This is a genomic window from Streptomyces sp. NPDC033216 (assembly GCF_055577115.1).
Genome location: NZ_JBVIQK010000033.1, coordinates 18,115 through 30,391, shown reverse-complemented (window position 1 = coordinate 30,391; position 12,277 = coordinate 18,115). Strand labels below are relative to the sequence as shown.

Sequence of the window (12,277 nt, the reverse complement as noted above, 5' to 3'; positions counted from 1 at the left end):
TCACCGCCTCCTGGAGGGGGTGGGCTTTCGGGGCTACGACGTGCTCGTGGCGACGGCCTGCTTCTGCCACGACCGCTGGAAGGCGTAACGGGCCGCCTCCACCTCGTGCCGCTGGTCCGCGTGCAGCACGCCCAGCGCGTACGCCGTCGCGGGGGCGATGCGGGGCGTACGGGCCGCGTGGGCCGCCGCGGCCGCCGCCTCCGAGGCGTCGCGGTGACGGTCGAGGGCCTGGCCGGCCGAGAGCAGTCGCACGTCCAGCGGTGCGTCGTCGCCGTGCAGGACCTCCAGGGCGTACCGGTGCAGGCGCAGCAGGAGGCGGACCTGGTGCCAGGGCGCGTCCTGCGGGTGTGGGGCCGGGTCCGGGGACAGGCCCAGGACCAGCGCCTCCGCGTTGTACGGATGGCCCGCGGTCACCAGGGGCAGCGCGGCCACCGCGTCCGTGAGGCGCTCCGCGGCCGCGGCGGCCGGCGGGCGCGCGTCGGCGTCGGCGGCGTGCGGCGCGAGAGGGACCTCGCTGGCCAGGACGGCGACCTTGTCCGCGACGGCGTGGAAGCGGGAGGAGCCGAGGGCCTGGAGGGCGGTGGAGTGGGCCCGGGTGCGGGCGAGGGTGAGCTGGCGGTCGAGGAGGGCGCCCGCCTTGGCCGCGCCCACGGTGAGACTGCCGCGGTCGGGAGCGGTGCCGGCCGCCCTCGGAGGGGCGGCCTTCTGGGCGGTGGCCGCGGACCCGGCGGTCGCGGGGGCCGCGCTCGCCCCCGAGGCCTGTGGGAGTGCCGCCGTCGCCCCCGACAGCCGGTGCAGCGCGAACAGGAGGCGCTCCAGGCGGGACTCGCAGGCGTGCTCCAGGGCCAAGGTGCCCGAGAGCCAGGCCAGTTCGGGGCGGATCTCCTCCGACCACCCTGGGTCGAGCAGTGGACGGAAGGTGTGCACGCTGCCGCTGATCCGGCGGGCCGAGCGGCGCAGGGCGCGCACCGCGTCGACGGCGGGTGCGGTGCCGCCGCCCGAGCCGTTCGGCCCGCCGCCGGTCTCGCGGTGCAGGCGCAGCGCGCGGAGGAACTCGGTGGCCTGGCCACGGAGATAGCCCGCGAGAGCCTCCCCGGTCACGGGCCGGGCGGCGTGCCCGGCCGTGGAATCCGTCAGGTCATGGTGTCGCTGTGCCACGCCGGCGCCTCCGGGCGTCTATGAGCATCTCCTGGACGTTGCGCAGGGGCTGGCCGTCCGCGTCGGTCGCGTGCCGGGTCCACTCACCGTCCGGGCCGAGGTGCCAGGAGGCGGTGGATTCCGACATACCGGTTTCCAGCAGCCGGTTCAGGGCCGCGCGGTGGGCCGGGTCGACGACCCTGACGAGGGCCTCGATACGACGGTCGAGGTTGCGGTGCATCATGTCGGCGCTGCCGATCCACACCTCGGGTTCGCCGCCGTTGCCGAAGCCGAACACCCGCGAGTGCTCCAGGAAGCGGCCGAGGATCGAACGGACCCGGATGTTCTCCGACAGACCCGGCACGCCCGGCCGCACGGCGCAGATGCCGCGCACCCAGACATCGACCGGGACGCCGGCCTGGGACGCCCGGTAGAGGGCGTCGATGATCGCCTCGTCCACCATCGAGTTGACCTTGATGCGGACGTGGGCGGGACGTCCGGCGCGGTGGTGCTGGACCTCCTTGTCTATCCGCGAGATCAGGCCGTCGCGCAGGGACTTGGGGGCGACCAGCAACCGGCGGTAGGTCTCGCGGCGGGAGTAGCCCGAGAGCCGGTTGAAGAGGTCGGAGAGGTCGGCGCCGACCTGCGGGTCGGCCGTGAGCAGGCCGAGGTCCTCGTACAGCCGGGCCGTCTTCGGGTGGTAGTTGCCGGTGCCGACGTGGCTGTAACGCCGTAGCGTCTCGCCCTCCTGACGGACCACCAGGGACAGCTTGCAGTGGGTCTTCAGGCCGACGAGACCGTAGACGACGTGGCAGCCGGCCTCCTCCAGCTTGCGCGCCCACTTGATGTTGGCGTGCTCGTCGAAGCGGGCCTTGATCTCGACCAGGACGAGGACCTGCTTGCCGGACTCGGCGGCGTCGATGAGCGCGTCGACTATCGGGGAGTCGCCGGAGGTCCGGTACAGCGTCTGCTTGATGGCGAGGACGTCCGGGTCGTCGGCCGCCTGCTGGAGGAAGGCCTGCACGGAGGTGGAGAACGAGTCGTACGGGTGGTGCAGCAGCACGTCCCGGTTGCGCAGCGCGGCGAAGATGTCGGGTTCGGAGGCCGACTCGACCTCGGCCAGGTCGCGGTGGACGCCCGCGATGAACTTGCGGTACTTCAGCTCGGGCCGGTCCAGGCGGTGGATGCGGAAGAGGCCGGTGAGGTCCAGGGGGCCCGGCAGCGGGTACACCTCGGCCTCGCCGATCTTCAGCTCGCGCACCAGCAGGTCGAGCACCTCGCGGTCGATGGACTCCTCCACCTCCAGGCGCACCGGCGGACCGAAGCGGCGCCGCATGAGTTCCTTCTCCAGGGCCTGAAGGAGGTTCTCGGCGTCGTCCTCCTCGACCTCCAGGTCCTCGTTGCGGGTGAGGCGGAAGGCGTGGCTCTCCAGCACCTCCATGCCCGGGAACAGCTCCTCCAGGTGGGCGGCGATGACGTCCTCGACGGGGACGAAGCGGCCCGGGGAGCACTCCAGGAAGCGGGACAGCAGCGGCGGCACCTTCACGCGCGCGAAGTGCTTGTGCCCGCTGACCGGGTTGCGCACGATCACCGCGAGGTTCAGGGAGAGACCCGAGATGTACGGGAAGGGGTGCGCCGGGTCGACCGCCAGGGGCGTCAGGACCGGGAAGATCTGATGCCGGAACAGCGTGAAGAGGCGGGCCTGCTCCTTCTCCGTCAGCTCGCTCCAGCGGACCAGGTGGATGCCCTCCTCCGCGAGGGCCGGCGCGACGTCCTCGTGGTAGCAGGCGGCGTGCCGGGCCATCAGCTCGCGGGAGCGCGCCCAGATCATTTCCAGCACCTCGCGCGGCTGGAGGCCGGAGGCGGAGCGGGTGGCCACGCCGGTGGCGATGCGGCGCTTGAGTCCGGCCACCCGGACCATGAAGAACTCGTCGAGGTTGCTCGCGAAGATGGCGAGGAAGTTGGCCCGTTCCAGGAGGGGCGTGTTCGGGTCCTCGGCGAGTTCGAGAACCCGCTCGTTGAACGCCAGCCAGCTGCGCTCACGGTCGAGGAAGCGGCCCTGCGGGAGCTGCGGCCCGTCGTACGGCGACTCCTCGTATCCGTCGAGGTCGGCGTCGATGTCGGGTTCCAGATCGGATACGGCGGCGGCCACCGTGTGCGGGCGGTGCGCGGCTATGGAGCCCACGGAGGGCTGCTCGTGCTGGACCTTGGCCTGGGCGTTCGACTGGCTCATGGATCCATTCTTCCGCGCCGACAGCGACACAGGCGCGTCGGAACGCGCGCGGGGGAGCGCGGTGGCATCCCCGGCGAGGATTTTGTCCTCGGGGGGCGGCGAGGGCTCGGGCACGGCGCGGTTCATTGCCCGAGCGTCGCAAGGTCTTCTGAACCGCTGGTTACGGAGACATGGCGTGCGGGATATCCGGGGGCGGCTCGCGGGGGGTGGGGGGTGCTTTGTCCGGCTGGTTCCCGGACGACCTCGGGCCCGGTACGTCCCTCCCCCCCCGTGGAGGGACGTACCGGGCCCGCGATGGTGTAGCCCTCGGGTGGGTCGGGCCGTGCGGTGGCGCAGGAGGCGGAAGGACACGGCGGTGGCCACGGCGGCGACGGCCAGGAGGAGGTCCGTCCCCACCAGGTGCAGGGGCCGGAAAGGGGACTCCGGGTGGTAGGTGGCGTAGTAGCCGGTGGCACCGAGGTCGTGCGGGCAGCGCCGCGACTCCCCGGCGGTGCCGTCGCAGTCCCAGTGGTTCACCCGGGGGGCGGGACTGCCGTGGACCAGCGCGCCGTGCTCCACCTGCCGGCCCTGTCCGGTGCGTGGACCTCCTCGGTCGCCGAGGTCCGGGTCCGGGCAGGCCACAGGGAGGTGCGGAAGTGCACCGGGACCTGGGCGAGCAGCCAGGTCAGGGTGGCGGAGACGGTCGGCGCGGGCAGGCCGCGGCGCGTCAGGAGCGTGGTGAGGGTGCCCAGGGCGAGGGCGCACAGGGCGTAGGCGACGGCGGCCGCGTCACCGAGCGGGCCCTGACATCGCGAGCAGGGCGAGCGCGAGGACGGCGACGAGAGCGGCCCGGAGGACAAGGCCGGGGCGGTGCAGGCGCCGCATCCAGCCCAGGCTACGTGGAGCCGGGGCGGATGGCGCGGGGGCCGGGGTGGGGCGGTGGTCATGCGGCGGCCTCCTCCGGGCGGGCGGTGAGCCGGGCCGCCCGGGGTTGCGGAGGCAAGAGGGCTGAGCACGTCAAGCGGAGCCGGGGACTGGTGCGGCCTGGGGTCCGCCGCGGAGGGGTGCGGAGGGCTGCGGACGGTGCAGGGGGGTGGGGAGCGGTGCGGGGCCGCCGGGAGTGGTGGGCGAAGAAATTCGGGTGCCTCATCGTGAACCGATCGGCGGGGCTCGTCCGATGAGGGGATGTGAGCGAAACGAGAAGCGACGGGGAGCTGCTGCGGGCCATCGCGGCAGACGGGGACCGTCATGCCTTCGAGGAGCTGTACCGGCGATACGCGCCGTGGCTGACCGCGCGCATGCGCAGCCGTTGCGCCGACGCCGCGATAGTCGACGACGTCGTCCAGGAGACGTTCCTCGCGGTGTGGCGCGGTACCGCCCGCTTCCGTGCGGAGGGCCACTCCGAGGACGCGGCCGGCTGGCTGTGGCGCATCGGCGCCCGCCGCCTCGTCGACGCCGTGCGCGGTGACGGGGCGCGGGGGCGACTGCGTCAGGCGCTGGCCCGGCTGCGCCATCGCGACGAGGCCTCGGCGGAGGAGCGCGTGCTCGCGGGAGTGGAGCACGGCGCTCTCGCCGGTGCCCTCACCCGCCTCTCACCGGAGCTGCGGGCGGTCCTCCAGGCCACCGTCATCGACGGACTCACCACCCGGGAGGCCGCCGTCCTGCTCGGCATCCCCCCGGGCACGGTCAAGACGCGGGCCCAGCGGGCTCGCAAGCAACTGCGGGAGGCGCTGGCATGAGGCGGTACGTGACGGAAGGGCGCCCGCGCGGATGCGTGGAGGCCGGCAGAGCGAAGGAGGTCCTGGCATGACGTGGCACGTGACGGAAGAGGACCTGCGCGCCTACGCGCGGGGCGAGCTGGCGGCGCCCCTGCTGTGGTCCGCCGACACACACCTCACGGAGTGCGCTGAGTGCCGGACCCGGCTGGCGGGAGCGGTCGACCCGGTCGGGCTGGACGCCGCCTGGGAGCGGCTGGACGCCGAGCTGGACGCGCCCCGGCCGAGCCTGATCGAGCGGCTGCTGGTGCGGCTCGGCGTGGCCGACCACACCGCCCGGCTGCTGACGGCCACCCCGGTGCTGCGCCGGTCGTGGCTGCTGGCGGTGATGTCCCTCCTGGTCATGACGGTCCTGGCGGTGCGCCTGGTGGACCAGCCCGCGCTGTTCCTCGCCCTCGCCCCGCTGCTCCCGCTCGGCGGGGTCGCCCTGTCGTACGGACCGGCCCTCGACCCGTCGTACGAGATGGCCGTCGTCGCGCCGATGCACGGCTTCCGTCTGCTGATGATCCGGACGGTCGCGGTGGTGACGGCGGGCCTCGCGTTCAACGGCCTGGCCACCCTCGCCCTGCCTGGATATGGGCTGCTGGCCCTGACCTGGCTGCTGCCCGCGCTCGCCCTGACCGCCACCGGACTGGCGCTGACCCCCCGGCTGGGTCCGGTCCTCGCGCCCGCCCTGGTGGGCGGCGCCTGGCTGACGCTGCTGGTGGTGGCCCGGTCGCAGGCGCACGCCCACTCCACGCTCGTGCCCTTCACGGCGGCCGGGCAGTCGACCGCGGCAGCCATGGCGGCTCTCGCCACCGTCCTGCTCTACCAGACCCGGGACCGTTTCGACACGCGTCCCGTGGGCGGCTTCGCGGACGGCGGCGCCGTATGACGCCCCCGCCCGTCCCCGCCCACCGACCGCAATCCCAGGAGCCCCGCATGACCACCCCGCCCACCACCGTGACGGCCACCGGCCTGTCCCTGCGCTACGGCGGCACCCACGCCCTGGACGGCGTCTCGCTGCGGTTGACGCGGGGCGTGACCGGCCTGCTCGGCCCCAACGGCGCCGGAAAGACCACGCTGTTGCGAGTGCTGGCCACGGCCGTACCACCGGACCGGGGCGAGTTCACCGCACTGGGCCACGACCCCGGCACCTCGGCCGGCCGCCTGGCTCTGCGCCGCACGCTCGGCTATCTGCCCCAGACACCCGGGTTCCACCCCGATTTCACGGTCTTCGCCTTCGTCGACTACGTGGCGATCCTGAAGGAGCTGACCGACCGTGCCGCCCGGCTGCGCGAAGTGCGGCGTGTGCTGGACGCCGTCGACCTCGCCGACGTACGGGGCAAGCGGATCAAGAGACTGTCCGGCGGCATGCGGCAGCGTGTCGCGCTGGCCGCCGCGCTCGTCGGCGACCCCGGCTTCCTCGTCCTGGACGAACCGACCGTCGGCCTCGACCCCGAGCAGCGCATGCGCTTTCGCGGACTGATCGCCGAGGCCGGCGAGGACCGCACGGTCCTGCTGTCCACCCACCAGACCGAGGACGTGGCGATGCTCTGCCACCGGGTCGTGGTCCTCGCCCGGGGCCGTGTCCGCTTCGAGGGCACCCCCGCCGAGTTGACCGCGCGTGCGGCAGGCCGGGTCTGGAGCAGTCGGGAACGGGACCCGGCCGCGCTGGCCGGCTGGCGCACCGGCACCGGCACCTTCCGCAACATCGGGGACCCGCCGGAGGGCGCCGACCTGCTCGAACCCACCCTGGAGGACGGCTATCTGCTCACCCTCGACAGCGACAGCCGGACGGTGACCGCATGAGCACCACCATCACGACGGTCAGGGATTCCGCCCCCGCAGTCCCGGAGCCCCAGGAGTCCGGGAGCCGCACCGGCGCCGTTCTCGCCCTGGCCCGCTTCGAGACCCGCGAACTCCTCCTCCAGGTCCCGATACTGGTCTTCCTGCTGCTCTACGTCGGCTTCACCACCGCGCGGCTGACGTTCCAGGACGGCATGAGCGACTACCCCGTGCTCAACACGGTCGACCGCGGCACCCAGACAGCCCCCCTGCTCCTCGCCGTCGCCCTGCTCGTCTGCACCAACGCCGCCGCCCTGCGCTCGCGCAAGCACGGCACGGTCCAGCAGTTCGACGTCATGGCGATGGAGTCCTGGCGGCGCGTCCTCGCGCACCTGCTCTCCGCGGCGCCCTTCGCCGTGCTCACCGCGGTCGTCGTCACGGCCGAGTTCACCCGGGAAGCCCTCAAACCCGACGCGATCGGTCACGGCTCGGTCGGCGAACTGGCCGTGGGGCCGCTGGTCGTCCTGATGGCAGGCATCATCGGCGTCCTGCTGGCCCGGCTCGTGCCCACCTCCTTCGCGCCCATAATCTTCGTGATCGCCGCGTATCTGCTCATGGTCCTCGCCACCCAGGCCACCGAGTCGGGCGACCCGTGGGCGGGCCGGCTCTCCCCGATGGTCTTCTCCGGCATCTCCGGCGGCGACCCGGTCCCCAGCGACCTCCTCGGCCGCCCCGCCGCCTGGCACGCGCTCTATCTGCTCGGCCTGTGCGCCCTGATGGCCTGCGCGGCCCTGCTGCTGTCCGGTGGCCGTACCCGCGCCGTCAGGGGGGCGACCGTCCTCGCCCTCGCGGTCATCGCGGCCGGCGCGATCGGCCAGCTCCCGCATGACACGGCGGCCCTGGAGGCGGCACGGAAGACGGCGTCCACGACTCCGCAAAAGGTTCAGTCGTGCACGCAGTACGACGGATCGACGTACTGCTCCTTCCCCGAGTGGAAGGGCGTGCGGGACGACTGGGCGGCGGTCGTCGACCGACTCCGGTCCGCCGCCGGCGGCAGCGCGGCCGAGGCCCGACTGACGGTGCGCCAGCGCATCGGCACCGGCGGCGGCGTCGAGGTGGACTCCGCGCTGACCCCCTCCGCCACACCGGGTGAGGTGACCGTCGGCACCCGCTGGGGCGGCAACCGCGTCCCCGAGTTCGCGGTGGGCGCCGCCACCGTCCTCGTGGCGGGGACCGAGGACGCGACGACGGAGAACATGTGCGACGCCCGCGCGGTGACGATCATGTGGCTGGTGCTGGGCACCGACCCCGCCCCGGCGGCCACGTTCCACGACGTGCGGCTGGACGACAGCACCACCGGCGCCGGTGAGGTCCTGGCCCCCACGAACGGGCTGCACCTGACGGCCCACCAGACGACGGTCGTCGGCGAGCTGCTCGCCGGGCCCCGGGCGGAGATCACCGCCCGGGTCAAGGCGCACTGGTCGGAGCTGACGTCAGCGCAGACCTCGACGGCCGAAGCGGCGAAGCTGCTGGGCGTCACGGTGCCGGAGGGGGTGGAGGCGTGCGACGCCTGACCATCACCAACGGCAACGGCAACGGCAACGGCAACGGCGACGGCGACGGCGACGGCGACGGACATGAGCACGGCCTGGCCCCACGCACCGGACCCCGCACCATCCTCCGGTCCCTCGCCCCGCCGGTGTGGCGATCCCTGCCCTGGGGGGTGTTGACCGCTGCGGCGGGGACGGGGCTGCTGCTCGCGGCGAGTACGCGGCTGCCGGACCAGGCACCGGGACAGGACCTGGGACTGGTGGTGCTTCGGCTGACCGCGCTGACCGGCGCGGTGGGGCTGGCCTTCCTGCTCGACGACCCGGCCCGGCACACCACCGCCGCAAGCCCGCTCGGCCGTCCTCTCCGAGCCGGCCTGCGCCTCGCGATGGCCGCCCCGCTGCTGGGCCTGTGGTGGACGGCCGCCCTGCTGCTGCTGCCCGGACCGACTCGCCCGCCCGTGGGCCCGGTCACCCTGGAGGCCCTGGCGACGGCAGGCGGCGCCATCGCCCTCGCGAGCGCCGCGGTGCGCTTCACCGACGGCGCGCGGGTGGGAAGGAGAGCGGCGATACGGCTCGGCACGGCGACCGCGGTGGCTGTCCTCCTCCCGGCGCGCTGGGGGCTGCTGACCCTGCCGGGGGACCGTTGGTGGGAGGAGACCCACGTGCGATGGGCGGTGCTCCTGGCGGTGACGCTGGCGTCGACGGCGCTGTGCACGCCGGAGCCTCTGCGACGCCGGGCAGTGCGGCTCAGCCCGTCCGGGGGTGCCCCCCCTCGGGAAGGGTGAGGGTCGTGGGCTCCGTCAGGTCTCCGTCCGGTACATCAGATCCGTCTCGTAGGTGACGAACCCCAGCCGCTCGTACACCGACACCGCCGCCTTGTTGTCGGCGTCGACGTAGAGCATGGCCGTGGGCAGCGTCTGGGCCGCGAGGTGCCGCAGGCCGATCGTGGTGAGGGACTTGCCGAGGCCGCCGCCCTGCGCGCCGGGGGCTACACCGAGGACGTACACCTCGCCGAGCCCCTCCTCGGCGTGGACCTTCGTCCAGTGGAAGCCGATGAGCCGGTCCCCGCGGAAGGCGAGGAAGAAACCGGCGGGATCGAACCAGGGCTGGGCCTTGCGGTCGTCGAGGTCCCGCTGGGTGAGGGAGCCCTGTTCCGGGTGGTGGGCGAAGGCGGCGGCGTTGACGGCCAGCCAGGACTCGTCGTCCTGACCGGGGACGAAGTTCCGCACGGTCACTCCCTCGGGGAGCACCGGCTCGGGCAGGTCGAGGTCGGTCAACGGCCGGCGCATCTGGCGCAGCTCGCGGAACAGCGCCAGCCCGAGCACCTGGGCGAGGTGCCGGGCGGCGGCGTGGCCGCCGTGTGCCCAGACCCGCAGACGTTTGCCGGAGGCGGCGAGCAGGGCGGAGCCGAGCGCCCGGCCGTGCCCGTGCCCGCGGTGCGCGGGATGGACGACCAGCTCGGCGGCCGGGGCCTCGACGGGGTCGGTGTCCTCCAGCTGGGCGTAGGCGACCAGTTCGTCGGCCACGGAGAGCAGCAGGTGGGAGACGCCGTCGCGGGGGCCACCCCGCAGTTGCAGCCGGCCCTGTTCGGACACCGCCTGCCGGCCGTCGCTGTGGGCGGCCTCCGCGAGCAGTTCGAGGACGGCCTCGGTCTGTGCGGGGGAGAGCGCGGAAAGCTTCTCGATGGATCGTGAGCCGGGGGCCGATACGGGGTCGTCGCTGGTCATGCGTACGAGGGTAAAGGGCGGCCTAGGCAAAGTGGCGGCACCGGGAAGGGAGACGGGGATCCATCTGGAAAGCGGGGGGCGGTGAGGCACCGGAACAGGGAGGGGGACGGGGTGGGGGCAAAGCGGACGACAAGGGGAAGGTAAAGGGAAACCAGGATGTAACCATGAACCCCCTGTCGCGCTACGCGCGTTGACTCTAGGCTGCGGCCCGACGGGGCCACTACCTCAGACGCCTCGCAGGGCCTCCCCGGCCCCGAGGACGTCGACACCACAGCAGACACCACAGGGGGGCGCATGCCAGCCACTTCCCAATCGCATCCGAGCCGCAGACGCCGTACGTACGGGCTGCTCGCGGCGGCCGCAGGTCTGGCCACCGCCGGCGCACTGGTCGCCGCGCTGCCGGCGGGCGCGCACGACAGCAAGCACGGAAAGCCGCTGCCGAGCCGCTACCAGGACGTGCAGCTGCTGTCGTTCAACGACCTGCACGGCAACCTGGAGCCGCCGAGCGGTTCCTCCGGCCGGGTCACCGAACTCCAGGACGACGGCTCGACGAAGACGATCGACGCGGGCGGTGTGGAGTACCTGGCCACGCATCTGCGGCAGGCCCGCGAGGGCAACCGGTACTCCGTCACCGCGGCCGGCGGTGACATGGTCGGCGCCTCCCCGCTGATCTCCGGCCTGTTCCACGACGAGCCCACCATCGAGGCGCTCAACAAGCTGGACCTGGACGTCACCTCCGTCGGCAACCACGAGTTCGACGAGGGCGCCAAGGAGCTGGCCCGCCTACAGAAGGGCGGCTGCCACCCGACGGACGGCTGCTACACGGACGAGGAGTTCGGCGGCGCCGACTTCCCGTACCTCGCGGCGAACGTCCTGTCCGAGAAGTCCGGCAAGCCGATCCTGAAGCCGTACTGGGTCTGGAAGAAGAAGGACGTCAGGATCGGGTTCATCGGCGTGACCCTGGAGAACACGCCGGGCATCGTCTCCGCCGAGGGCGTCAAGGGCCTGACCTTCAAGGACGAGGTCGAGACGATCAACCGGTACGCCAAGGAACTCCAGCGCCAGGGCGTGAAGTCGATCGTGGCGCTGATCCACGAGGGCGGCCTGCCGGCCTCCACGTCCTACAACTACAACTGTGACTCGCCGGGCGCCGGGGACGGCGTCTCCGGTCCGATCGTCGACATCGCGAAGAACATCTCGCCGTCGGTGGACGCCCTGGTCACGGGTCACACGCACGCCGCGTACGCCTGCACGATCAACGACCCGTCGGGCAAGCCGCGCACGGTCACCTCGGCGGCCTCGTTCGGCCGTCTCTACACGGACACCACGCTGACGTACGACCGCTTCACGGGTGACATCGCCCGTACGGCGGTGAAGTCGGCGAACCACGTGGTCACGCGGACCGTTCCCAAGGCGACGGACATGACCGAGCTGATCAGCAAGTGGAACACCCTCGCGGCGCCCATCGGCAACCGCGCGATCGGCCACGTCTCCGCCGACGTCCCCAACACGGGCACCGAGTCCCCGATGGGCGACCTGATCGCGGACGCGCAGCTCTGGTACGGCAAGAAGCTGGACGCGGAGGCGGACCTCGCGCTGATGAACCCCGGTGGGGTGCGGGCCGGTCTCACCTACGCGGCCAAGGGCGGCGAGGGCGACGGCGTGGTCACCTACGCCGAGGGCTTCACCGTCCAGCCGTTCGCCAACACCGTGAACCTCCAGGACTTCACCGGCGCCCAGATCGTCCAGGTGCTCAAGGAGCAGGTGAGCGGGACGAACGCGAGCGCGCCGAAGATCCTTCAGCCGTCGGCGAACCTGTCGTACACGCTGGACCTGACCCGGAGCGGCGCGGACCGTGTGGTCACGGACTCCATCAAGCTGAACGGCGCCCCCATCGACCCGGCCGCCACCTACCGCGTCGCCACGAACAGCTTCCTCGCGGGCGGCGGCGACGGCTTCACCACCCTGGGCCAGGGCACGAACGACCTCGTCGGCCTCGACGATCTGACCGCCCTGGAGCAGTACTTGCTGGCCAACTCCTCGGCCACCGCCCCGATCGCGCCGCCGGTGACGAACCGGATCACGATCGTGCAGTGACCTTGGGGGTCC

10 protein-coding genes are annotated in these 12,277 nt (G+C 72.8%); 6 read left to right on the top strand and 4 right to left on the bottom strand.

Features of this window, described 5'->3' with window-relative positions:
• Window positions 1-33 precede the first annotated feature (33 nt).
• The 3 genes from ACZ5Y0_RS33700 to ACZ5Y0_RS33690 all read right to left on the bottom strand — a co-directional run bounded on the left by ACZ5Y0_RS33700 (window position 34) and on the right by ACZ5Y0_RS33690 (window position 4,296).
• Window positions 34-1,158: a CHAD domain-containing protein gene (locus ACZ5Y0_RS33700; RefSeq protein ID WP_469132461.1), complete on the bottom strand. Its 1,125-nt coding sequence runs from the start codon at window positions 1,156-1,158 to the stop codon at window positions 34-36.
• On the bottom strand, window positions 1,139-3,370 hold the full coding sequence (locus ACZ5Y0_RS33695) for an RNA degradosome polyphosphate kinase (RefSeq protein WP_469132460.1): 2,232 nt from the start codon (window positions 3,368-3,370) through the stop codon (window positions 1,139-1,141). The genes ACZ5Y0_RS33700 and ACZ5Y0_RS33695 overlap by 20 nt, the downstream gene beginning before the upstream one ends.
• Window positions 3,371-3,882: 512 nt before the next feature.
• Window positions 3,883-4,296 (bottom strand): hypothetical protein, encoded by a 414-nt coding sequence (locus ACZ5Y0_RS33690; protein WP_469132459.1) that lies wholly within the window; start codon window positions 4,294-4,296, stop codon window positions 3,883-3,885.
• A gap of 240 nt (window positions 4,297-4,536) precedes the next feature.
• On the opposite strand from ACZ5Y0_RS33690, the gene ACZ5Y0_RS33685 reads away from it, so the two are divergent.
• From ACZ5Y0_RS33685 to ACZ5Y0_RS33665, 5 genes are all read left to right on the top strand, one after another.
• Entirely contained in the window at window positions 4,537-5,088 is a 552-nt protein-coding gene (locus tag ACZ5Y0_RS33685) for an RNA polymerase sigma factor (protein ID WP_469132458.1), read from the top strand.
• A 67-nt stretch (window positions 5,089-5,155) separates the two neighbouring features.
• A complete protein-coding gene (locus ACZ5Y0_RS33680) occupies window positions 5,156-5,998 on the top strand; it encodes a zf-HC2 domain-containing protein (RefSeq protein WP_469132457.1) in 843 nt (280 codons plus the stop codon).
• Window positions 5,999-6,045: 47 nt separating this feature from the next.
• The gene (locus ACZ5Y0_RS33675; protein WP_469132456.1) at window positions 6,046-6,915 is read left to right on the top strand and encodes an ABC transporter ATP-binding protein; all 870 of its coding nucleotides are present in this window, start codon (window positions 6,046-6,048) and stop codon (window positions 6,913-6,915) included.
• Complete coding sequence (locus ACZ5Y0_RS33670) at window positions 6,912-8,465, top strand: ABC transporter permease (protein ID WP_469132455.1); 1,554 nt, start codon at window positions 6,912-6,914, stop codon at window positions 8,463-8,465. The genes ACZ5Y0_RS33675 and ACZ5Y0_RS33670 overlap by 4 nt, the downstream gene beginning before the upstream one ends.
• Entirely contained in the window at window positions 8,453-9,226 is a 774-nt protein-coding gene (locus ACZ5Y0_RS33665) for an ABC transporter (RefSeq protein WP_469132454.1), read from the top strand. The genes ACZ5Y0_RS33670 and ACZ5Y0_RS33665 overlap by 13 nt, the downstream gene beginning before the upstream one ends.
• 15 nt (window positions 9,227-9,241) lie before the next feature.
• Here ACZ5Y0_RS33665 and mshD read toward each other — a convergent pair whose 3' ends face one another.
• Window positions 9,242-10,168 (bottom strand): mycothiol synthase, encoded by a 927-nt coding sequence (mshD, locus tag ACZ5Y0_RS33660; protein ID WP_469132453.1) that lies wholly within the window; start codon window positions 10,166-10,168, stop codon window positions 9,242-9,244.
• A gap of 294 nt (window positions 10,169-10,462) precedes the next feature.
• On the opposite strand from mshD, the gene ACZ5Y0_RS33655 reads away from it, so the two are divergent.
• Window positions 10,463-12,265, top strand: coding sequence for a bifunctional metallophosphatase/5'-nucleotidase (locus tag ACZ5Y0_RS33655; protein WP_469132452.1), 1,803 nt, complete (start codon window positions 10,463-10,465; stop codon window positions 12,263-12,265).
• Window positions 12,266-12,277: the final 12 nt, after the last annotated feature.

What these genes read in the sequence shown, in the direction of transcription:
- ACZ5Y0_RS33695 (WP_469132460.1), bottom strand. Translation starts at nt 3,370, where the DNA reads ATGAGCCAGTCGAACGCCCAGGCCAAGGTCCAGCACGAGCAGCCCTCC.
- ACZ5Y0_RS33690 (WP_469132459.1), bottom strand. Translation starts at nt 4,296, where the DNA reads ATGACCACCGCCCCACCCCGGCCCCCGCGCCATCCGCCCCGGCTCCAC.
- ACZ5Y0_RS33680 (WP_469132457.1), top strand. Translation starts at nt 5,156, where the DNA reads ATGACGTGGCACGTGACGGAAGAGGACCTGCGCGCCTACGCGCGGGGC.
- ACZ5Y0_RS33675 (WP_469132456.1), top strand. Translation starts at nt 6,046, where the DNA reads ATGACCACCCCGCCCACCACCGTGACGGCCACCGGCCTGTCCCTGCGC.
- ACZ5Y0_RS33670 (WP_469132455.1), top strand. Translation starts at nt 6,912, where the DNA reads ATGAGCACCACCATCACGACGGTCAGGGATTCCGCCCCCGCAGTCCCG.
- mshD (WP_469132453.1), bottom strand. Translation starts at nt 10,168, where the DNA reads ATGACCAGCGACGACCCCGTATCGGCCCCCGGCTCACGATCCATCGAG.
- ACZ5Y0_RS33655 (WP_469132452.1), top strand. Translation starts at nt 10,463, where the DNA reads ATGCCAGCCACTTCCCAATCGCATCCGAGCCGCAGACGCCGTACGTAC.